This is a genomic window from Parafilimonas sp. (genome assembly GCF_051953455.1).
GTDB lineage: Bacteria > Bacteroidota > Bacteroidia > Chitinophagales > Chitinophagaceae > Parafilimonas.
Window position 1 is genome coordinate 103961 of record NZ_JBQCIT010000051.1, and the last position, 20738, is coordinate 124698.

Consider the following 20738-nt stretch of genomic DNA (forward strand, 5'->3'; position numbering starts at 1 on the left):
TATAAATTGAATATTAGATAAATCCAATAATTTGTAGGCGCCATTAGCTCAAAATAATGAGCGGTTCAAGTAGGAAGACACCATTTCCTATTGCAATAAGGATACAAAAATAATATTTTTTTGCAAAAAAATCCTATTTCACTTATATTTTGTCGAAGAAGCTAAAGATCTCGCTGCTATACTGATTTATCCCCCAACCGCATTTCGTTTATAAAACCTGATTTTTACGGCATCCAATAAAAAGCCAGCAACAATAACAAGCGTCAGAACGCCGAAAACCGAAACGGGTGTAACAGCTTTCATCAGAATACCATTAAGTGCGAGAATGGATGATACCACTATATTTCCCAATGTAACAACAATCACCAACCGGCTTGGAAGAAAAGACCAAAAATGTTCCCTTACCCGTGTAATGTATATTGTTGCCTGTGCTGAATAAATGAGGTACAGAAACATCAACGTTTGAATTTGCGGAAATGGAAATTTCAATACTTTAAGTGTTACCCAAAGAATGACAAATGCAAGCGCCAGCCAACCCGCAGCCAGGATACCGGAAAGTTTGGAAATGGACTTTACATCCCATTGTTCCAATGTTGGCGAAACCCATGCACGGTCTGTTCCGAGTGTAATGGTAACAAGGTCATTGAACACAACTATCAGCACAATTAGGCTTAACGGAACAACAAAATCTCCAGTTGCTATATAGCCGATTGTCAGCAGCACTGCAAGCTCTATGGTTCTTGTAATCTTTGTAATCGTCCATGTCATCATCCTGCGGTACACACGCCGCCCGCCGTGGATTATTTTCACAATGTCCTGAAGTCCGGGATTGGTCAGCACCACTTTTGCAGAGGCTTTAGCAACATCGGTGGCGGAACTAACGGCAATGCCAACTTCTGCCTGTTTAAGTGCAGGTGCATCATTAATACCATCTCCTGTCATACCCACAGTTAAGTTCAACTTTTGAAGGGCTTGTATGATCTGGTATTTTTCTTCGGGATAAACGTTGGCGATACCATCATAGTTAAGAGGCGCTTGCAGTGCAGCGGATAAATTATCAATGCGCTCTCCCAGATTTAATTTTCGAGCGATAACCTTTGCCGTTGCAGGTGTATCGCCGGTAACCATTAATAGCCGGATACCTAAGTCTTTAATGGCTTGCACCAATGTTGCAGCATCGTCCCTGGGCAAATCAGCAAGCGTTAATAAACCACGTACTGTAATATTTCCTTCCGCTCCAACGGCAACAGCCAAAACCCTCCCGCCATTTGCTGCCATCTCTGCAACCTTGTCTTTGAACAGTGGTGCGGAAGCCGCATACGCTTCCATAACAAACGGAGAGCCGAGTATTATCTTTTGTACCTGACCGTTTTGCCGTATGTATGCTTCGGAACATTTTTTAATTGGGTTAAAAGGGTTGTACTGTTCCCGTACAAATGGGTCAAGGGAACGCTTTTTCAGTTCCTGCAAAATGGCAATGTCAATAGGATTTTGTGAAGAAGCATCGCAAGCTGAGGCTGCATAAGCCAGCAGTTCATTTTCACTATTACCCGAAAGGGAAAAGATAGAAGCAATTATAGGTTTGTTTTGTGTCAGTGTGCCGGTTTTATCTATACAAAGTACCTGCATTGTTGCAGCTTCCTGGATGGCAGTCAAACCGGTAACCAAAACACCTTCTTTTGCCAATACACGGGCTTCAACGGCATTAGCGACAGTAAAACTTGCAGGCATTGCGACAGGTACTGTAGCAATTACCAATACGACAAGAAATGGCAAAAGTGGAAGTATGGCATAACCGTTAAAAAGAGCAGCAGCCAAAAGCATAGCAGCGAGAATTACATCAACAATTGCCAAATAACGCACTACCGTAAACAAAAGCTGTTGAAGATGACCGGGGGCAGATGCCGTTTTCACCAATTCAGCCGTTTTCCCGAAAAAGCTATGTGACCCGGTTGCTGTTACTAAAGCAACAGCTTCGCCAGTACGGACTACAGAACCAGAATAAATAACTTCCTTTTCTGAACGTGTTACCGATGCGGACTCTCCGGTAAGCACAGACTGATCTAACTCCACACTGCCGTGAGTAATAGTGCAATCTGCCGGAACAATGTCGCCCGTCTTTATGTGAATACAATCGCCAGGGACAAGTTTTCTTGCCGCGAGAAACTGCCAAATGCCGTTGCGAAGAATACGGACGGTAATCTGTAGATGCTGTTTCAAAAAACCAACAACTTTCTGTGCCCTGCGTTCCTGTGTTTCCCCTACAGTGGCGCTAAAGAGTAGCAGGACTGCAATCACAGATGCCTGAAGAATTTTACCTAAAAAAACCTCCAGTATCAACGCAGCTTCAAGTGTCCAGGGAATAGGACCCCAAAGACGTTTCAAAACACCCCAAAAGGGATGGGCTATCTCTTCTGTTATTTCATTATATCCAAATTTGGCTAAAGCTGCCTTCACTTCTGCATCGGTAAGCCCTGTTGCCTGAATAGTTGTTTCCAGACTTTCAGATTTTGTTCCTTCGCTTTGTTTATTATTAGATTCATCGAGCATTGTTGCGCTTATAAAATGTTCTGAAATAAATCAAATACTTCTACTTTCATTAAATACGCTTTATGATGGGAAAATCAGCACTACGGTTCCTGCTATGATCAAAATCGCTCCAATTGCCGTTTTAAGGGTTAGTGCTTCTCCCAAAAAAAGAACAGCTAAAATGATAGTCAAAGCCACACTTAATTTGTCAATAGGTGCTACCTGTGATACTTTGCCTAACTGTAATGCTTTAAAATAAAATATCCACGACAAACCTGTTGCAACACCGGATATGACTAAGAACAGAATATTTTGCTTGGATAAATCGGCTATCCCTTTGGTTTCTTTTCGTGCAAGCACAATTCCCCATGCTACCAGCAAAATAACAATAGTCCGTATGGCTGTTGCCAAATCGGAGTTTACGCCTTTAATGCCTACTTTGGCAAATATGGCTGTTAAAGAAGCAAACAAGGCTGAAAGTAAAGCGTATATCCACCACATAAAGAATAATTAATTTTATTACTATTGAATAAGCGATTTATGGGTATGTTTATTCCACTTATACCTATGCGTCCAATAGGAAACTTTTGTAGATAATATACCTATTCCGGCAGCAACGAGTACATCACTTAAATAATGTTTATTGTTTACTATGCGAAGCGCCCCAACTGTTGATGCCAACCCATAAGATAAATAAGGAACCCATTTATACCGATAGCCGTATTCTTCCGATAACATAGCCGCAGCAGCAAAAGCCTGAGCGGTATGACCGGAAGGGAAAGAAGTATATGCGCTGCTGTCGGGGCGTAAAATGTGTGATGATGTTTTTAAAGCAGTAACTGCAACCATCATTACTATTTCGCTTTTTAATAAAATGGCTGACCTGTTTAGAATATCAGTTTTGGGCTTCATGCCCACTGCTTCAAAACCGTAGGTTAATACGATTGGTGAAAACTGTAAATAATTATCAAGGCTTGTTCTGAACTTGGGAATATGTTCGTTTCGCTCCTCTACTATTTCGTTTTTAATGGATTCCCGCCCATTTCCATTAACGCTGAAACCTGTTCCAATTAAGCTCACAGGAATTACAACTCGTCTAAAAGTGTATTGAAATGGTTTATTCTTAAACGTACTATCAGCGTTTTGTGCATGACCTGCTGTAACACAAGCACAGGCGAACAAAAGGACAATATACTCTCTAAAGAAATTAGCGGTCATGACCTGGCTTTTTCTCTTTACGGGAATAAATGATGCGTATGAAAGTCGGAAACACGAACAGCAACAAAGGAATGCCTGTAACAAAGCCTCCAATTACAGCAATTGCCAACGCCTGTTGCATTTGCGCTCCCATGCCTATACCGAGCGCCAGCGGAAGCAATGCTAAAATAGCCCCTATAGCTGTCATTAATTTTGGACGGATTCTTAGTGCCAAAGCATAATTGACTGATTTGCTTACATCCCCATTCGACAAGCGCATATTGTACCGGAACTGATTGACCGTGAAAATGGCGTTTTCAGCAATGATACCCACAATCATAATGATCCCTGTATAGCTGCTTACATTGAGCGGAATGTGTGTGAGGTACAAAGCGAACAAACAGCCAGGAATGCCTAAGACGGAAATGCAAAGCACTAAAATTGACATGCCCCATTCCCTAAACAGAAACAACAGTACCGTGAACACGAGCAAACAGGCAGCAACGAGAATGGTAAGCAGCTCCTTAAAGGATTGCTGTTGCTCTGCATACGCCCCACCAAAATTGACATAGTACGCCGGTGGTAAATTGAGCTGTCTGGAAAAACTCTCTTTTAGCTCTTCTACAGCACTTCCCAAATCCCGGTCTGACAGCCTTGATGTAAGCACAACACATGATTTCAGGTCTTCACGCTTATAATCAATTTCTCCCTTTTCCGTTTTTATATCGCAGAAAAAAGAAAGCGGTTTTAAACTTCCATCAGGCAAAAAAATCATCTGCTTCTTTATCTTGTCAATGTCGTTGTCCTGGTAATTGGCAACACGCAAGCGTATCTTGCGCATTTGTTCGCCATCCTGGATCTGTCCTACCTGTAGATTGCCCAACATGGAAGCCTGTACCGGCGAAGGTTCTGTTATAGTTGCATTATCCCCCAACACAACGCCTTCCGTGTACATTTTTAGCTGGCTTTGGAAATCTGAAAGAGATATGCCGTACTGTGCCAGCTTTACATCATTCGGTAAGATGATGACCGACGGACCGGCGGAAATCATACCGTTAGAAACGTCAACCAAACCTTTGGTGTGCCGCATGATACTATCTGCTTTGCGTCCAAGTAATTCAAGTTGCTTTTGATTGTCTCCGAATATTTTTACCTCTATAGGGCTGGGTGTACTCATCAGGTTGCCGAGCAAATCCTGTATGCGCTGTCCAAATTCAATATTCATTACTGGAACAGACGATTGAATGTTCCGACGCAAGTCATTAATTATATCGGTTGTTTTTTGCTTCCGGCTTTTCTTCAGTTGAATTAAATAATCTCCGTAATTAGGTGCTACATTTCTGAAATCGAGCCTTAACCCTGTTCTTCGGGAATAACTTTCCACGTTTGGATTAGCCAGAATAATTTTTTCCATTTTCTGACATAGCTGGTCTGTTTCCTCAATAGCTGTTCCACTGGGAGAGAAATAATCAAGTACAATCGTTCCCTCATCTAACTCCGGCAGAAACCCCGTTTGTAATTTGCCTGCGGCAAACCATCCCGCAATAATCAGAACGATAATAAAGGCAAATGCCAGCCAGGGTATTTTATACAGGTCGGTAAGCCATTTGTATCTGCTCAGGCTTTCCTGTTCACTATGCACATGCGCCCCTTTATGCGGTCTGTAACCAATAAGCAAATGCAGTACAGGCGTTACAATCCAGGTGGCAAAGAAGGAGCAGACCAATGTCAGTTCCATTGTTTTTGCCAGCTCTTTGAAGAATGCGCCAGCCAACCCACCCATCATAACGAAAGGAAGGAAAATAACGATGGTACTGAGCGATGAACCCACCATTGCAGGAAACAGATCCTTAATAGCGTCTTTTACTACTTCAAACCTGTCTTTTTCCGGCTTGTCTTCATGCACACGGTAAATCTGTTCTATAATGACAATAACATCATCAATAAAAAGCCCGACAGCGGCAGCGATACCTCCCAAAGACATTACATTGATGGTAATGCCCGATAATCCCAATGCAATTACTGTAAAGCCCAGCGTTACAGGTAAGGTCAGAATTACTACCGTACTGGCTCTCCAGGAACGCAGGAAAATGATCACTACAAGTATGGCAAGTAATAACCCCTCCAGTATGGTATGGATCACGCTGTTGATACTGTCATTTACGAAAGCTGATTGATTGTAATAAGGACGCAGCGTAATTCCTTTGGGAAGTAATTTTCTTATTTCAGCAGCTTTTGCATCCGCAGCATCTGCAAACTGAACGAGATTGACACCAGGCTGCTTTACCAGATCTACAATGACCCCTTGACGACCATTGGCGTTGATGATATTAAATTCCGTTTGCTGTTGCAGTTCCACTTTGGCAAAATCCCGCAAGCGGATGAGGCGCTGCGGTGTATTCTTGACAACTACGTTTGCCAGTTCTTCCGGGTCGTTAATACGATTATCAGTTAAGGTCAGGTACAGCCTGCGGAAATTTGACATTTTTCCATTGGACAAAACGTAGTTGTTTTGTTTGAAGAGTTGTATCAGGTCATCAGGCTTAATTCCAAACGAAGACATTTTTATAATGTCCGGTACAATTTCAAATTCCTTTGTTTTGCCTCCACGCAGTATGACGGTAGAAATCCCCTCGATTTGTGAAAACAGTGGGCGAACGGTATTCATGGCAAGATCACGTAAACCGATTAGCCCTGTACTTTCCTGCTCACTTTCCAACGTAAACCCGTAAACAGGGAATAACGATTGGTTATAACCTTCTACCGCTATATTAGTTCCCGCAGGAAGCAGGTTTTTAATTTCATTCAGCCTGCTTTCAATCTGTAATCTTGCATTGTCAACATCCACACCCCAGTTGAAATAAATCTGAACATCAGAACTGCCTCTGCTCGTTACGCTTTTCACAACCGTTACACCCTTTACTCTTTTAACGGCGCTTTCGATAGGTTTTGTTACCGTGATCATCATGCGGTCAATAGGTGTAGATCCAACATCCGCAATCAGTTTCACTTTAGGGAACATCACTTCCGGGAACAACGCTGTTTGCATTTTGCTGTAAGTAAACAGCCCAAGCGATACCAGCAATAATCCGATAAACAGGAAAGGCTTGCTGTATTTTTTATAATAATTTCTTTGCTCCATATAATCAGGCGTGTATTTAGAACTATCTGAAAACTACTATTTCAACACTTTTACCAAAGCTGTATCACTAAGACCGTAGTTGCCGGAAACAAGTATTTTATCATTGTTGTTGAATATTGGACTTTTGATTTCTATCAGGCTGTCATTTTGCGCTCCGGTAGTTACCGGAATCTTTATAGCCGTAGAATCGTTTACCAGTTTCATCACCCAAAACCGTTGCATCAGTTCATCGCTCAATACCGCAGTTTTGGGCAGCATGGTAGCATCGCTGTTTTTATAAATAACCAGCTTTGCTGTTGCGATAATGCTTTCCGGTATGTACATATTCGTTTCAGGCTTCGCCATATAAGGAATGGTTTGTAAGCCTGTATTTGCCTGTATGATGGGGGTTTCCAGCCTGGCATTGATATTCGTATTATCCGGCAACGTGATCACACATGATGTATTTGATTTCACGTATTTGCTGTATTCATACGGAATATTAAGCTGGAAATAGAGGCTGCTGATGTCTGAAATATTGCAAAGCGCACCGCCTTCTGCTACAAATACGCCTGTTTGAGATTGAGGTATAGCGGTAACTACACCACTCATAGGCGCATACACGTTGATCAATCCATAGTTTTGATTGGTTTCATCACTATTGAGATCGCCTAATGCTTTACGCTCTTTGGTTTCCAGTGTATAAAGAAGCTGTCCTTTACTAACACGGTCATTAAAATTGATTTTCACAAAATGAACATAACCAGCCACCGGAGCAGTTACGGTATTGTGTCGCAGGTATTGTGCGGTGGCAGAGAGCTGTTCGCTATGTACCATTGTTCCTGTTTGAATAGTGGTTACGCTGACAGTTGAGCGGGGTGTAACATCCTCCTGATTGTTTTGCTTGTGATTGCAGGCAGTAAAGAATGCAATGATTAATAACGAAAAGAATATGAAACGCATGGTAGCTTTATTTAAAAGAGTATTTACCAATTCCAATAATTATAGTTGTTTATCGCAATCAAACGGTTTGTTTGTAATGCTATTCGGCTAAACTGCAAAGCAGCGCTGCTTCGCAACACAGTTATGTATTCTATAACAGAGCTTTGCCCGTTTGTTATCTGCCTTTGATAGTAACTGAGCAGCGTATCATAATCGCTGATTTGCTGCTGTATAGATTGTAGCTGTTCATCTATCGAGCGGATAGCTTGCATCAAAGCATTTTTTCGGCTCTCATTTTTCTGATTAAAGAAATCGCTGTTGATAGCCGTAGTTTGTTGCAGCAGTTTGGTCTTTTGGTCGTTCAGTTTCTTTTGATGACCGTCAAAGAATTTTTGTGTAAACCGGATACCAACCTGCCACCCCAGGCGTTTATACATATCGGGCGCATACACCGCATTTAATCCTGCCGATGAGTAAAGGGAAACCACGGGTTTGTATTGAGTGTTAAACAGCTTTTGGGAAGCGCTGAGGCTTAAACTGTCCAACTGATATTGTTTTACGAAACCTGAATTATTTATATCAGCGGCATTTGTCAGATCGAGGCTGACTACGGCAAGGCTTACCGTTGCAGTATCTGACATGCCACAAATACTATACAGCTCCAGTAAGTGAACCTTATAGCTGTTTCGTAAGGATTGTATATTAGTCTCCTGTTGTTTTAATTCAATTTCCAGCACTTTATAATCACCCTGCTTTGCCAGCCCGTTTGCAGACAATTTCCTGGTGATACTTATTTGCTGCCCAATAATATCCACGATATGGGCTACTGCCTCCTGCTGGTGTACATCCTGAAGGCAAAGAAGGTATTGGTCCGTTACCAGCTTTTCCAATTCATGCTTGCTAAGCGTGGAGTTATTGGATAAGATCTGATTTTGAAGTGTTGCCTGTTCGTTTACCGCATTGATACGTTGTTGGTTGAATAATGGCTGGTCAAAGGTGATCAATCCTCTGTACAGTCCGCCATTCGTTGCGGACAGATCGTAGCCGTAATAGTCTGTAATGGTCTTGGACGGATTTAATTTTAAGCCGGAATTTCCAGGGTCACTGGAATATATCGGCGCAAACAGATAATTCACTTCTGTACCTATTGCCGGTTTAGTTAAAGCAGCAACCAGCCTTTGGGCATCCAATTCATTTGCCTGCGACTGGATATTGTTTGTTTTCAACAGCGGAGAATTTTGAAATGCCTGATTAACAAAATCAGATAGTTGTTTTTGTCCAAACGCTTTACCGCCTGACGAACCCGCCGCCAATAAAAAAAGGAAAACCAACTTTTTAATCATGATTACTTATTCTTAGATGAACGCATAGCGTAATTCAAGTCATTGTGCCATTCAACAACCAACCACACCATTTCGGAAGTGCGTACATCCCAAAATTTACCTACACAGAAAGACAGGGCGAAGTTATCCGGCTGATTTTGGAGAATTTCTGGATTTCAAAAAATAGTCAAGGCAAAACAGATGGTTCAAAACCTGATAGATAGCGCAGCTATTTGTCTATTGCATATATCCTTAGTTCGGCAGCTTCTTTCTCTCTTTGCGGAACAGCAAGAAATAGGCGTTTTAGCTCCGGTGAATACAAGGAAGTTCCCGCACCTATTGCTGTTGGTTTGTCGTCTGCAACATAATAACTGTCGGCATTTCTTTGCCGGATTATATCAATGAAACCTTCGCCACAGGATATATAAATCAAAGAATCTTTTCGGTTGAAATAAATTCCATCTGCATTTTTGTGAATGGATATGTTGCTAACCGATTTTCCGTTTTCCGTATTGAAAACTATAAATTTGCCCGGTTCGCAAGCAACGAAAAGACGGTGATTAATTTTGTCTAAAGCCATCGGTACATTTTCAGTTGATTCTGTAACCTGCCATTCTGTTAGCACTTTATTAGTCAATCGGTCTATAACTTCGACTGCATTTTTTGAAGGAATGTTGACATATATTCGATTGCTATCCAACTCGAATTGTTTTGGGAAATTTGTTAGTGGAATTTCCCCTCTGATTTTATCCTCTTTACAATTGATAATGGCTAAAGCCCCAAAGGATTTTCCCACGCCTACATATAGTTGTTTCGTAGCTGTATCAAACCGGAGATTATTACATTTTTCTTTGAATGAATAAAATCTAAGTGGTTTATAAGAGGTGGCGTCTAATAGGGTTACTTTTGCATCGCCGGCGGTTGAAACATATAGCCGATTTGTTTCAGGACGATAAACAATCCATTTAGGCTCATTAAGATTAGGTATGCTTATGAGTGGTTTACTATTCTTTAAGTCTATCACTTCAAGAGTATGATTGTCCTCAGCAGCTAAAAATAATCGTTGCCCTGTCGCATCTAAATCCATGAGATCAAAACCTCCTTTTACATTATCCAGCTTGATGGAGGATATAAGCGATAGTGATCCGTGCGTTAAAGGTGAATTTTCATTTTGAGGAATTTTGTCTTTATTACCTGTGTTAAAGCCATTACATGCAGATAAAGCAATTGTTGAAACCAGTAAAAAATTGAGCGGAACAGGAGCGCCTAAAATTCTCATCTTCAATAGTATTTGAGTGAACAACTTATTTTCAGATAAAGTTGCACGCCTAATGTTGGAGAATTTCTGTATTTCAAAAAGCAATTGTAAAAATATGCAGAGCGGCTTCAAAGCGATATCGGATATCCCAATTATTCCTTTCACAAATCTCTTTAGCTATAGCTAAGCCTAAGCCGCTACTCCTGGCATCTGTTGAATTTTTTTTGAACCGGTCAAAGACTGTACGACCGTCCAGCGCTTTCCCTGCGCCTGTGTTTGCTATTGAAAAGCAGTTCGCTTCCAGCTTTATATTGATTTTTCCGTTTTCGATGTTGTGCCTGATTGCATTCAGGAACAGGTTGTTGATCATTATTTCAGTAAGCACCTTGTTGGTATTCAGGCTTACCATGCTGTCTGATTCCATTGTAATAGACAGCTTTTTGCTTTCAGCTTGCTCTGTAAAATAGGGAGTTATTTCTTTGACAATATCATTGAGCGTGAATGAAGAAACTTCTGCAAACTGCTTGTTTTCTATTTTAGCAAGTAACAGGAGATTTTTGTTGATGCGTGTAAGCCGGGACACCGATTCGTATAATGAATGCAAAACAACAACCTGGTCTTTTCGCAGAGAATTGTCTTGCAATAATAAATCTAATTTAGATTGAAAGATGGCTAACGGTGTTTGCAATTCATGCGAAGCATTTTGCGTGAAGGCTTTTTGCGTATCATAAGACTGAAGGCTATGTTGTATAAGTTTCGTAAGCCTGTTGTTCAACTGGCTAAACTCGGTCACTTTTGTTGCTGAAAATTCAGGCTGGTTATGCAGCTCTATATTGAACTGCTCTATTTTGTGCAGCGTATCGTAAAATGGTTTCCATAGCCTGTTAGATACGAACCCTGTTATGAAAAAAATGACCAAAAGCAATGCAAATAATATCCCTATGTAAATCCAGACAATAGTTCTTATCAAATCATCGGATTCCACAAGATTAAGCCGGATCATCAGCACAAACGGCTTTCCTTCAATGACAATATCTTTATATAAAACACGATAAGGCTCCCATTCGGGAACCAAAGCATCATAAAAAACCTGCTGAGTAATACTGTCTTTGGGAGTGCTTTTTACCGTGTCGGGTAAAATACGGGTGTCCCTATTAAATTGATTCCATACAGGAATGTCACTTATGTGAAGTGACTTACGGTTATTGGTTTCAAACTCATCCCTTCGTAATAAAATAGCCTCATCCACATCATCCCTGTACAGTTTTTCCATTGTCCAGTAAATGAATGGGGCGCTTAGCAACAGGATAACCGTAGCAAAGAAGGAGTAGTATAAGAGTGTCTTGTTAAGTAAACGGTTCATGCTTCCCATTTATAGCCCATACCATAGGAGGTTTTTATATAGTCGTCACATCCGGCTTCCATCAGTTTCTTTTTCAGGTTTTTTATATGAGAATATACAAAATCATAATTATCCAGCATATCCGCCATATCGCCTGATAAATGTTCTGCCAACGCAGCTTTGGATATGGTCCTGTTTCTATTACCCAAGAGAAACAGCAAAAGGTCAAATTCTCTTTTGGTCAATTGCACAAGGCGGTTCTTTACGCTGGCTGTTTTTGCCAGCAAATCAACATGCAATTCATTTACCTGAATGCTATTGGAACTTCCAAAATGCTTTCTTCTGATAATGGAATATATTCTTGCTCCCAGTTCGGACAGGTGAAAAGGTTTGGGCAGATAATCATCAGCCCCCAGCTTTAAGCCAGTTATTTTATCTTCGATAGCATCCTTTGCAGAAATAATAATAACCCCATCCTGCTTCTTTTCCTTTCTTAGCACCTCCAGTATTTTTAACCCGTCCCCATCCGGCAACATCAGATCAAGAAGAATGCAGTCATAGTCATAAATGCCCGTTTTGGATATGGCATCATGATATGTTGACGCAAATTCACAAACATAGTTTTCGCTCTTTAGGTAGGCGGCTATGTTTTCGGAAAGCTCTTTTTCATCTTCAATGATCAATATCTTCATGTTGCAATTTAATTATCCAATGTTGTAGAATTTCTGTATGAAGCAGCAATTACCTTGAATCTTCCATTTCAATTAATGCCATCTTCGTTATTTTCTGTTGTAAATCCTGTATATCCTTGTCAATTAGATTCTCGGCTTTATTTTTCTGTTGTATAGTATGCGCAATAATCCCCTGAATGCTTTCCAGTAATTCCACAAAACGATTATTCAAGTCGTAATTAAACTTCCTGAATGACTCCTGAATTTTGTAAGTAAGATCGTAAGCAATGGAGGCGCTGTTGTGTACAATGAGGTTGCTGTAGTGTTCCCTTAATTTATGAAGCAACCCTTTCCTCCTGAAAGACGCAGGAAGCAGGCGATATAAAATAAAGCCCTCCGAATGAATAGCTCCCATACCGCTATCCAGCGTCAGGTAAAAGGTTGTGTACACATCCAGATCGAAACGGGCTGCAATCATATCAAAGCTGATACCAAGCAGTGAATGAAGGTGCGTTGCCAGCTCGTTGAGGAAGGTTTGTGACCGGGAACTGTATTGCTGTAAAAGGGTTCTGAATTGTTCTTTCGTCTGTTGTTCCAGTTCCTTTTTGATGCTTTCAAAGCGGGAAATAAGCAGGCGGTCAAGTTCTTGTTGCGTCCCAGACAAAGCATCTGGTCTTAAAATGTCGTCCAAACTATCCAGCTTTTGAAAAATGTCATTTTTGATAAGCGCCGATTCCTTGCTGATAACTGCGTTTACCTGGCTTTGCAATAGATTTACCTTGCCCTTAATAATGCTTTCAAACTCATGCTGCTGATCCTGCATCAAAGCAATGGAAGTGTCCAGCCTTTCCTGCTTTTCTTTTAATTCATGTAAGGGCATGAGCAAAGAATCCGATTGCAGCTTCATCTGCATCAATAATTGCTGATGCAGCAAGCGATACCTTCTTAACATGGCTTTCTGAAGCAGTTCCGGCTTTTCGTGCGTCGCAATGGATTGAATTTTCTCGATAAGCCTGTTGATGCCGTTCTCTTCATTTTCCTGTTCATGTTCCCTTGCTGATACCGAAATGAAATTAATCTGCTCAGCCGGAAGACCCATTATTGCAGCTATCGTTTGAGTGTTGTGTTGTACGAGCTTTTTAAAATCGCTCTCGCTTAACAAGTCTTTTTTGTTCATTACGAACACGATTTTGGGTACTGTTTTTCTGAGTTCTTTCAGAAAGTCTGTATCCATTCTGGAAATGGGCATGTCTGCGCTTAACAGGAATAATGCCGCATCAATTTTAGGAATGAACTGCAAGGTAGTAGCCGTATTATGTTCAAAGCTGGAACCAATGCCCGGTGTGTCCACCAATGAAACAACTTTTAAAATAGGCGCACTGTCAAAAATGGAAACCACCTGTACCTGTTTCTCATTGGCAGGGTTTTCATCCTCATTTACATACCGGCTTATTTCATTGGTTTTTCTTTCCTCAACCCTTCCGTCTTTGAAGCAGATAAGAGCATAGTTCCTTTCACTGCTGTATTCAAATAGCGTGACAATGGCAGTAACCGGCGTAACGGCGACTGGGGCTAACTGCTTGCCGAGAACCGCATTGATCACCGATGATTTGCCTCTTTTAAAAAGACCTACCACAACCAGGTATAGCTTTTCCTGTTCCAGTTTTAATTCCAGTTCATCCAGTTCACGGAAAAAATCAGCTCTGGCAACAGTAGCAGCCAGATCACGAAGTATTTTTATATGGTCAGTAAGTTTGTTCATTAAAAGCTTTATTGTGCCATCCTGCGTCCATTTAGAAAGTGTAATAACCGCTTAGGTTTCAGTAAAAGTCAGCTTTCCGACAGTACCTACCTTTCAAACAGTCATTTATCCTGTTACAAAATTACCAAATATGGCTTCCATACGCTATTTCGAGGTGACAATTGAGCGGATAAAATGCTGGAAATCATATTAAAAATATACCTTTGTGCCAAAATATTCTTGAAGCGTTTCAAGCTTTGAGTCCCGCACTGGAACTTAGGAAATTTCAAACGGCAATGGGACATAAGTGGAGAACGCTCATGCTACGGCGTGGGCGCACTTATCGTTGCCAGGTTTCCTAAGACCTCAGTGCGGTGAGTTGTTGCCTGCGCTATTTTTTTGCCAGGCTGCAAGTAGAAGGTAAACTATTAAAAAAATGTAGTATGACTTCAGCCGACAACTATCCTGGCTTTGAGTATCCTGCCTCGCAATTATCCAAGTTTCTTGCTGCAAGCGACTTTTTCACCATTATGCTTAATAACGGTGATATAGTTCATTTTACCCCAAAAGATATGACTGCTTTTTTGAAGTGGCTATCAGACAATAAAATTCAAAACATAAGAACAGAAGAGGGCTGGGTACTTAGCAGCAAAAAATAAGATACTTATTCTTGTTGCCCAGTGACAGATACGACTTTCTCACGCATAGAATTAACCACCTTACTTATGAAAAATGATCTCAATTCAAAGCCAGATACCCGCCTGATTATATCGGTTCTTATCATTATCGCAATATTCGCTGCGGGCAGTTTTCTTTTTGCTTACAATAAGCAGAAAAACGCGGATATGTACATTGTGCCTAACGATTTCAAAGGTAAAGCATCGGTGTACTTTAACCAGCCTACGGGTACACCTGAAAAAGTGGATGGCGAAAAACGAATATTTGAAATTCCGGCTTCGGGAACACTATATACACAAAGTCCCTATAAAGATAAATGGAACAGTTATTATCAGGCAACACCCGATGGAAAACTTGAACAATTGATAGACGGAAATTCCCGTACAGGAAACGGAGGGTTTCCTTATAAGGATTTGTGTAATTCCTGGATAGAAAATGCAGATTTCATCCATTCAGATACCAATGGACAAAAAGTACATATTGCCGTCTTTATCGTCGGAAGAAAATAAGCTGAAACAGCTTTTTTCCTATAGAAAAGATATAGCCACCTGAAAAAATGATTTTATTTTCAAGTGGCTACAATGTCAGTTGGCTCGTTACTTCGTACTAAGCGACTTTAGTTTCTCACTAAGTTCCGTCAACCCGGCTTTGGTAAGATAATCATCGGCAATTACGTGTAATTCTTGTAACGCCTCCTGCGGAATACTTTCCAGTAAGGCAGACGGTTTATCGTCGTCTTTAGCCGTTAACCCACGTTTGAGGACACTGTGTAATAACAATACGTTTTTGCGGGAGATCCTCATGTCAATCTTCACTGTTTCATTCATGCCAGGGATACTGAGAATAGTATCGTACACTTTGGCTACATCACTTGTCGTTAGCATAATCACACGGTTTTAATTTAAACAATACTCACTGCACAAAAGTAAATAACACCCCCTTCTGCATCCTCATCAAAATATGATGAGGATAGGTTAATCCCATATCGCCTGTTTAACTTCGCATCGAAGAACTGAATGTGAATTTGAAAATGTGTGGTTATGGATTTCAGGAACAATCGGCTTACGGTCAGTGAAGCCAAAGAAATGGATATGGTTCGTTTCCTGTCAGATTTAGGACATGAGCCTTCAAAGATCAGGAATAATGACTATTGGTATCTATCCCCTTTACGGGATGAAAAAACGCCGTCTTTCAAGGTCAACCGGAAGCTGAACCGTTGGTATGATCATGGTCTCGGCAAGGGTGGTAATCTGGTTGATTTCGCTATCCTTTATCACGGGTGTACCGTTGCAGAATTACTTCAAAATTTAAGCGGTAATTTTTCCCTTCAAAAGCCCGTTAACCGGCAACCTTTACAAGAATCTGAACCGGAAAACAGGATTAAGATTTTAGGCGACTTCGTGCTTTCCTCTTATGCCTTACTGCGATATTTAGAGCAGCGGCGCATACCCATTGACATTGCTGATCGGTATTGCCGTGAAGTTCGCTATGAACTTAATGAAAAAGTGTATTACGGCATAGGTTTCAAAAACGATTTAGGAGGCTTTGAAATTCGCAATCCTTACTTCAAAGCCAGCAGCTCGCCAAAGGGTATTACTACCTTCGACAATAGTGCCAACGAGGTAGTCGTTTTTGAGGGTTTTACTGACTTCCTTTCCTTCAGGGCTGTCCATAAACATGAACCCGAAGACCGCTTTGATTTTGTAGTGCTGAACTCTGTTTCCTTCTTTGAGACAGCACGCCTTTTTATGGAAAAGCACAATACCATCAGCCTGTACTTAGATAGAGATACAACCGGACAAAATTGCAGCCGTTACGCACTTTCCCTAAGCAGTAAATACAAAGACGAAAGCAGTCTTTACCAAAACCATAAGGACTTTAACGACTGGGTGGTAAATATTGGTAAGCCGCAGAAGAAAAATCATAAGCAAAAACTGAGGTAGATAATACAGGAGCTGTAAGAACCTCTTTAGCCTATTTAAGTGCTTTAGTTTCTTACTACACTCTTATGCCCTTTAAAAATGGTTTAAAGAGTTCCAAAGGCTGAGAGATTGCAACTTTTCAGCAATCGGCAAGATGAACGGTTGTTAAACAACCGGATCTTGCCTGCCCTTCACTCGGAACTCGTGGGCAGGGAGCTGAAAAGTGAAAATGAGTTTGAAAACGTGAAAATGATTAGTGATGGAAGGACAACATTCAAACAGAACACGCATTATCGGGCTGCGTTTGACACCTGATGAATATGCAAAAATTGAAAAGAAATGGAAGGCTTCTACCTGTCGTAAGCTAAGCGATTATGTACGACACAGCCTGTTCGATAAGCCCGTTGTAACGACCTACCGCAACAGCTCCCAGGATGACTTAATGACAGAGCTTACCCGCCTGCGCAGCGAGCTTAACGCCGTTGGAAACAACTTCAATCAGGCAGTTAAAAAGCTGCATACGCTTAGCCAGATCGCTGAATTTAGAAGCTGGTTAATAGCCTATGAAGTGGAGAAAAAAATCCTTAGCAATAAGGTGGATGAAGTCAGGAATAACATCAAAAAAATGCTGGAAATATGGTTGCAGTGATCAAAGCCGGTCATTCCATGCACCGTATTTTCAACTACAATGAAAACAAGGTTAAAGAAGGCGTAGCGGAGTGTATCGGGGCAGAAAATTTTCCCTTGAATGCGGATGAAATGAGCCTGAAAATAAAGTTGGGCTACCTGCTGAAACGGACGGAATTGAATGAGAATGTCAAACGAAACAGCGTACATATTTCACTCAATTTTGATCCTTCCGAAACACATTTAAGCAAGGAAAAGCTGATGGAAATTACCAAAGTCTATATGCAACAATTAGGCTTTGGAGAGCAACCCTATCTCGTTTATCAGCATCACGACGCTGGTCACCCGCATATCCATATAGTCACTACTAATATCCAGCCTGATGGCAAGCGTATTGACCTGCATCACCTGGGTATCCGCAAGTCGGAACCGGCGAGAAAAGAGATTGAACAAATGTTTGGTCTTGTGGCTGCCGATGCACATGCAAGAAAGGAAATATTCAGGCTAAAACCTGTTGAAGTAAAGAAGGTGCAATACGGACGCACAGAAACCAGGAGAGCTATCACCAATGTTCTTGATGCGGTACTGGATAAGTATAATTATGCCAGCCTGCCGGAACTGAATGCGGTACTGAAACAGTACAATGTAATGGCTGATCGGGGTAGTGAGCATTCAAAAACATTTCAAAGCGGTGGATTGGTTTACCGCATACTGGACGAAGACGGGAAACCCATAGGTGTACCTATAAAAGCCAGTAGCTTTTATAATAAACCCACCTTAAAATTCCTGGAAGGAAAATACGGTCTGAATGATACCAAACGACAGCCTTTTAAAGCCCGTGTCAAAAACGAGATAGACAAATTATTTATCGGCAAAACACCTACACTGGATGAACTGGTAAAACAACTTGAGAGAAAAGGCATACACATAGCCCTGCGGCAGAATGAAGCCGGGTTAATATACGGGCTAACCTATGTGGATCATCAAACCAGATGTGTTTTCAACGGGAGTGCATTAGGCAAACAATACAGCGCCAAAGCCATACAGGACAGGTGTGGCTATAAAGCATCCGTGAAGCCTGATTTACAGATACAGCAAAATCAAAAAGTAGTGCAAACTACGCTGCCAGCACAAGCCAGTAAGCCAGACCTCACAACAGTTCCGAAAGACATCAATACACCTCTTCCCTCAATATCCGCAGGCAATCTTCTGGACGCACTTATACAACCGGAACAGGCTGCCGACTATCTGCCGGCGCAGCTTAAAAAGAAAGGCAGGAAAAAGAAGAAAAGAAAAAACATTTCCAATAACCAATAAAAATATAAAACAATGGCTGTACAGACAGGTGAGAACGAACAAGCGCTGAGGAAAATTCTGGACATGACCAGGCTGATCAGCATCGTTATTTTAGTGATACACTTCTATTATTATTGTTATGCTGCATTCCAGGAATGGGGATTAAGCAGCCCTTTCAGCGACCGCATTTTAGGTAATATTTACCGCACAGGCATATTCAGTAATTTTATTAAAAGCAAGCTGATTGCTTTAGGCTTCCTTGCTATTTCCTTACTCGGAGCGAAAGGCAGGAAGGATGAAAAATTGAGTTACAAAGCAGCTTTTGCCTACCTTATTACCGGGCTGTTGCTCTATTTTGCAAGCTATCTTTCCCTGATGCTCCGCCTGCTTGTGCAGGAGAAGACAATTATCTACATCAGCATCACTGCAATTGGCTTTTTACTGGTGCTTTCGGGAGGCACTTTGCTTTCCCGGATTATTAAAAGCAAGTTCAATAACAAGGATATTTTCAATAAGGAAAACGAAACTTTTCCGCAGGAAGAACGCTTTCTGGAGAACGAGTTTTCCATTAACCTTCCGGCTCGCTACCGTTTAAAAAATAAGGTACGCAAAAGCTGGATAAATATCATCAACCCATTCAGGGCAATCATGGTATTGGGCACACCCGGAGCAGGTAAATCTTACTTCGTCATCAGACACGTCATCACACAACATATCCGCAAAGGGTTTACGATGTTCGTGTACGACTTCAAATTCGATGACCTTACAAGGATCACTTATAATTGCTGGCTTAAAAACAAGCATCGGTATCCGAAACCTCCTAAGTTTTATGTCATCAATTTTGATGATTTAACAAGAAGCCATAGGTGCAATCCTTTAGAGCCATCGGCTATGACCGACATAACCGATGCTGCGGAATCAGCACGTACCATTTTGATGGGATTAAACAGGGAGTGGATAAAACGCCAGGGCGATTTTTTTGTGGAATCCCCAATTAACTTCCTGACTGCTGTAATCTGGTATCTGAAGAAATACAAAGACGGGGAATTTTGCACTTTGCCCCACGTCATAGAGCTGATGCAGGCTGACTATGATAGCCTGTTTACGCTGTTCAGAACAGAAGCTGCCAAAGAGTGCGAGGTATTAATTAATCCCTTTCTGAATGCTTATTTGAATGATGTAATGGAGCAGCTTGAAGGACAGATTGCTTCTGCAAAAGTGGCTATGGCAAGGCTTTCTTCCCCTCAATTATACTACGTTTTATCCGGCAACGATTTTAACCTCGATGTGAATAATCCAGACGATCCTAAGATTGTCTGCATGGGTAATAATCCGCAAAAGATACAAATCTATGGAGCGGTGTTATCCCTGTATGTAACACGCCTCGTTAAGCAAGTCAATAAAAAAGGAAAACTGAAAAGTAGCTTGGTATTTGATGAGTTCCCGACCATTTATTTGAACAACATGGATAGTCTTATTGCTACCGCACGAAGTAATAGGGTTTCTACCTGCTTAGGGGTGCAGGATTTCAGCCAGCTTCGTAAGGATTACGGACGTGAGCAGGCAGATGTAATTATGAATATCACCGGTAATATCGTAGCCGGACAAGTTACAGGTGATACCGCTAAACAACTTTCCGAACGTTTCGGGAAAATTATGCAGGACAGGGAAAGCTATTCCATTAATAGCGGCGATACATCTATCAGCCGTTCAAAGCAACTGGAAACAGCGATACCGCCTTCTAAAATTTCAGGGCTGAGTTCCGGTGAGTTCGTAGGCATGGTAGCAGACGACCCGGATAATAAAATAGACTTAAAAACCTTTCATTGCGAGATTATCAATGACCATGAAGCACTGAAAAGAGAAGAAGAAAGCTATAAGAACATCGAGGTTATCCGCAAGCTGGATAACGGCATGGTGCAACGGAATTATTTACAGATCAAACAGGACATACAAGACATTATTCAGTCAGAAATGGAAAGGCTGCTTAATGATCCAGGGTTAAGCCATCTGGTCATAAAGAAGGCATGAATATCATTTCTGTAAACCTTAAAGAGTGAACAGAGTAAAAATTTATTGTTTCTTTTCTAAT

17 protein-coding genes and 1 riboswitch are annotated in these 20738 nt (G+C 41.3%); of the genes, 6 read left to right on the plus strand and 11 right to left on the minus strand.

Annotated elements, in window-relative coordinates; all coding sequences use genetic code 11:
• Positions 1-27: 27 nt before the first annotated feature.
• A riboswitch (Fluoride riboswitch) is annotated at positions 28-97 on the minus strand.
• Positions 98-186: 89 nt separating this feature from the next.
• From ACTHN6_RS18435 to ACTHN6_RS18480, 10 genes are all read right to left on the minus strand, one after another.
• Positions 187-2550, minus strand: a complete 2364-nt coding sequence (locus ACTHN6_RS18435) for an HAD-IC family P-type ATPase (protein ID WP_440437247.1) — start codon at positions 2548-2550, stop codon at positions 187-189.
• Between the two features lie 60 nt (positions 2551-2610).
• Entirely contained in the window at positions 2611-3030 is a 420-nt protein-coding gene (locus ACTHN6_RS18440) for an EamA family transporter (RefSeq protein ID WP_440437248.1), read from the minus strand.
• A gap of 21 nt (positions 3031-3051) precedes the next feature.
• Complete coding sequence (locus ACTHN6_RS18445) at positions 3052-3747, minus strand: phosphatase PAP2 family protein (RefSeq protein WP_440437249.1); 696 nt, start codon at positions 3745-3747, stop codon at positions 3052-3054.
• The gene (locus ACTHN6_RS18450; protein WP_440437250.1) at positions 3737-6868 is read right to left on the minus strand and encodes an efflux RND transporter permease subunit; all 3132 of its coding nucleotides are present in this window, start codon (positions 6866-6868) and stop codon (positions 3737-3739) included. Before ACTHN6_RS18450 ends, ACTHN6_RS18445 begins: the two co-directional genes overlap by 11 nt.
• A 36-nt stretch (positions 6869-6904) precedes the next feature.
• Positions 6905-7810: an efflux RND transporter periplasmic adaptor subunit gene (locus ACTHN6_RS18455; RefSeq protein ID WP_440437251.1), complete on the minus strand. Its 906-nt coding sequence runs from the start codon at positions 7808-7810 to the stop codon at positions 6905-6907.
• Between the two features lie 23 nt (positions 7811-7833).
• Positions 7834-9132, minus strand: coding sequence for a TolC family protein (locus ACTHN6_RS18460; protein WP_440437252.1), 1299 nt, complete (start codon positions 9130-9132; stop codon positions 7834-7836).
• Between the two features lie 208 nt (positions 9133-9340).
• Entirely contained in the window at positions 9341-10390 is a 1050-nt protein-coding gene (locus ACTHN6_RS18465) for a YncE family protein (RefSeq protein WP_440437253.1), read from the minus strand.
• A 73-nt stretch (positions 10391-10463) separates the two neighbouring features.
• Positions 10464-11732 (minus strand): type IX secretion system histidine kinase PorY, encoded by a 1269-nt coding sequence (locus ACTHN6_RS18470; protein ID WP_440437254.1) that lies wholly within the window; start codon positions 11730-11732, stop codon positions 10464-10466.
• Complete coding sequence (locus tag ACTHN6_RS18475) at positions 11729-12403, minus strand: response regulator transcription factor (RefSeq protein ID WP_440437255.1); 675 nt, start codon at positions 12401-12403, stop codon at positions 11729-11731. The genes ACTHN6_RS18470 and ACTHN6_RS18475 overlap by 4 nt, the downstream gene beginning before the upstream one ends.
• Before the next feature lie 49 nt (positions 12404-12452).
• The gene (locus ACTHN6_RS18480) at positions 12453-14144 is read right to left on the minus strand and encodes a dynamin family protein (protein ID WP_440437256.1); all 1692 of its coding nucleotides are present in this window, start codon (positions 14142-14144) and stop codon (positions 12453-12455) included.
• Between the two features lie 422 nt (positions 14145-14566).
• Between ACTHN6_RS18480 and ACTHN6_RS18485 the strand changes: the two genes are divergently transcribed.
• On the plus strand, positions 14567-14782 hold the full coding sequence (locus ACTHN6_RS18485) for a hypothetical protein (protein WP_440437257.1): 216 nt from the start codon (positions 14567-14569) through the stop codon (positions 14780-14782).
• A gap of 66 nt (positions 14783-14848) precedes the next feature.
• On the plus strand, positions 14849-15310 hold the full coding sequence (locus ACTHN6_RS18490) for a DUF6843 domain-containing protein (protein WP_440437258.1): 462 nt from the start codon (positions 14849-14851) through the stop codon (positions 15308-15310).
• A gap of 87 nt (positions 15311-15397) precedes the next feature.
• Here the strand turns inward: ACTHN6_RS18490 and ACTHN6_RS18495 are convergent, their stop codons facing one another.
• Positions 15398-15685, minus strand: coding sequence for a hypothetical protein (locus tag ACTHN6_RS18495; RefSeq protein WP_440437259.1), 288 nt, complete (start codon positions 15683-15685; stop codon positions 15398-15400).
• A gap of 156 nt (positions 15686-15841) precedes the next feature.
• On the opposite strand from ACTHN6_RS18495, the gene ACTHN6_RS18500 reads away from it, so the two are divergent.
• The 4 genes from ACTHN6_RS18500 (at position 15842) to mobC (ending at position 20677) form a co-directional block, all read left to right on the plus strand.
• Positions 15842-16744, plus strand: a complete 903-nt coding sequence (locus tag ACTHN6_RS18500) for a toprim domain-containing protein (protein WP_440437260.1) — start codon at positions 15842-15844, stop codon at positions 16742-16744.
• A 238-nt stretch (positions 16745-16982) separates the two neighbouring features.
• Complete coding sequence (locus tag ACTHN6_RS18505) at positions 16983-17372, plus strand: plasmid mobilization protein (RefSeq protein WP_440437261.1); 390 nt, start codon at positions 16983-16985, stop codon at positions 17370-17372.
• Positions 17360-18667 (plus strand): relaxase/mobilization nuclease domain-containing protein, encoded by a 1308-nt coding sequence (locus ACTHN6_RS18510; RefSeq protein ID WP_440437262.1) that lies wholly within the window; start codon positions 17360-17362, stop codon positions 18665-18667. Before ACTHN6_RS18505 ends, ACTHN6_RS18510 begins: the two co-directional genes overlap by 13 nt.
• Before the next feature lie 12 nt (positions 18668-18679).
• Positions 18680-20677, plus strand: a complete 1998-nt coding sequence (gene mobC, locus ACTHN6_RS18515; RefSeq protein ID WP_440437263.1) for a conjugal transfer protein MobC — start codon at positions 18680-18682, stop codon at positions 20675-20677.
• Positions 20678-20738 lie beyond the last annotated feature (61 nt).

Excerpts from the sequence above, each read along its gene's own strand:
- ACTHN6_RS18440 (WP_440437248.1), bottom strand. The coding sequence starts at position 3,030 with ATGTGGTGGATATACGCTTTACTTTCAGCCTTGTTTGCTTCTTTAACA.
- ACTHN6_RS18480 (WP_440437256.1), bottom strand. The coding sequence starts at position 14,144 with ATGAACAAACTTACTGACCATATAAAAATACTTCGTGATCTGGCTGCT.
- ACTHN6_RS18485 (WP_440437257.1), top strand. The coding sequence starts at position 14,567 with ATGACTTCAGCCGACAACTATCCTGGCTTTGAGTATCCTGCCTCGCAA.
- ACTHN6_RS18435 (WP_440437247.1), bottom strand. The coding sequence starts at position 2,550 with ATGCTCGATGAATCTAATAATAAACAAAGCGAAGGAACAAAATCTGAA.
- ACTHN6_RS18470 (WP_440437254.1), bottom strand. The coding sequence starts at position 11,732 with ATGAACCGTTTACTTAACAAGACACTCTTATACTACTCCTTCTTTGCT.
- ACTHN6_RS18460 (WP_440437252.1), bottom strand. The coding sequence starts at position 9,132 with ATGATTAAAAAGTTGGTTTTCCTTTTTTTATTGGCGGCGGGTTCGTCA.
- ACTHN6_RS18500 (WP_440437260.1), top strand. The coding sequence starts at position 15,842 with ATGGATTTCAGGAACAATCGGCTTACGGTCAGTGAAGCCAAAGAAATG.
- ACTHN6_RS18490 (WP_440437258.1), top strand. The coding sequence starts at position 14,849 with ATGAAAAATGATCTCAATTCAAAGCCAGATACCCGCCTGATTATATCG.
- ACTHN6_RS18445 (WP_440437249.1), bottom strand. The coding sequence starts at position 3,747 with ATGACCGCTAATTTCTTTAGAGAGTATATTGTCCTTTTGTTCGCCTGT.
- ACTHN6_RS18510 (WP_440437262.1), top strand. The coding sequence starts at position 17,360 with ATGGTTGCAGTGATCAAAGCCGGTCATTCCATGCACCGTATTTTCAAC.
- ACTHN6_RS18475 (WP_440437255.1), bottom strand. The coding sequence starts at position 12,403 with ATGAAGATATTGATCATTGAAGATGAAAAAGAGCTTTCCGAAAACATA.
- ACTHN6_RS18465 (WP_440437253.1), bottom strand. The coding sequence starts at position 10,390 with ATGAGAATTTTAGGCGCTCCTGTTCCGCTCAATTTTTTACTGGTTTCA.
- ACTHN6_RS18495 (WP_440437259.1), bottom strand. The coding sequence starts at position 15,685 with ATGCTAACGACAAGTGATGTAGCCAAAGTGTACGATACTATTCTCAGT.
- ACTHN6_RS18455 (WP_440437251.1), bottom strand. The coding sequence starts at position 7,810 with ATGCGTTTCATATTCTTTTCGTTATTAATCATTGCATTCTTTACTGCC.
- ACTHN6_RS18505 (WP_440437261.1), top strand. The coding sequence starts at position 16,983 with ATGGAAGGACAACATTCAAACAGAACACGCATTATCGGGCTGCGTTTG.
- mobC (WP_440437263.1), top strand. The coding sequence starts at position 18,680 with ATGGCTGTACAGACAGGTGAGAACGAACAAGCGCTGAGGAAAATTCTG.
- ACTHN6_RS18450 (WP_440437250.1), bottom strand. The coding sequence starts at position 6,868 with ATGGAGCAAAGAAATTATTATAAAAAATACAGCAAGCCTTTCCTGTTT.